This window comes from Desulfocucumis palustris (assembly GCF_002933875.1).
GTDB lineage: Bacteria > Bacillota > Desulfotomaculia > Desulfotomaculales > Desulfocucumaceae > Desulfocucumis > Desulfocucumis palustris.
The window spans coordinates 1-810 of record NZ_BFAV01000094.1 but is presented as its reverse complement, the minus strand read 5'-3'; the positions used below and the strand labels follow the sequence as shown (position 1 = coordinate 810).

The following is an 810-nucleotide window of genomic DNA, read 5'->3' as shown; positions in this document are numbered from 1 at the left end:
ATAATTTAAATAACCGGGTGACCAGCGTAACAGACGCCTTAAACAACGTAACCGGCTACACCTACGACCCCTGCGGAAACCGCACCACCGTAACCAGTGCCAACGGGCACACAACCACCTACACCTATGACAAACTAAATAATGTATTAACCGAAAAAGTCCTCGGAGGCAAAACCACCCGCTGGACCTACGACCCCCTGGGAAGAGTATCCACCCAAACAGACCCCCTGGGGGACACCACCACCTACAAATACGACCAGGCGGGCCGCTTAACCGGCAAAATATACGATGACAACACCATGGTCAAATACACCTATGACGGCAACGGCAACAGGCTGACCATGGACGACCAGCTGGGGACAACCCTTTATCGGTACGACACCAACGACAACCTGCTGGAAGTAACGGACAGCCTGGGGAGAAAGAACACCTACACCTACGACAGGGCAAACAACAGAAAAGCACTAACCACATCCTTCGGCACCCAGACCTATGAATACGACACAGCCGCCCAGCTGACCGCCCTGACCGACTTTAACGGCAACCGCATAACCCTTACCTACGACGGGGATGGCAGAACAACCGGCATCAACTACCCCGAGGGCGGGCAGATAGGCTATACCTACAACCAACTGGACCAGATAGCGGAACTGACAAACACAAGCTATACAGGAGCCTACAACAACCTTTCCTACCAGTACAACGGGAACGGCTTGGTCTCCTCGGTCACCCATAGAAAAAAATATCCCAGCAGCGCGCTGCAAACTCATAAATACAACCTGGTTTACGACAGCCTGAACAGGCTGTCCA

1 protein-coding gene is annotated in these 810 nt (G+C 52.8%); it reads left to right on the top strand.

The window, feature by feature from the left end; translation table 11 throughout:
• Positions 1-810, top strand: an 810-nt coding sequence (locus DCCM_RS07240; RefSeq protein ID WP_133163951.1) for an RHS repeat protein, incomplete at both ends; no start/stop codon positions are given.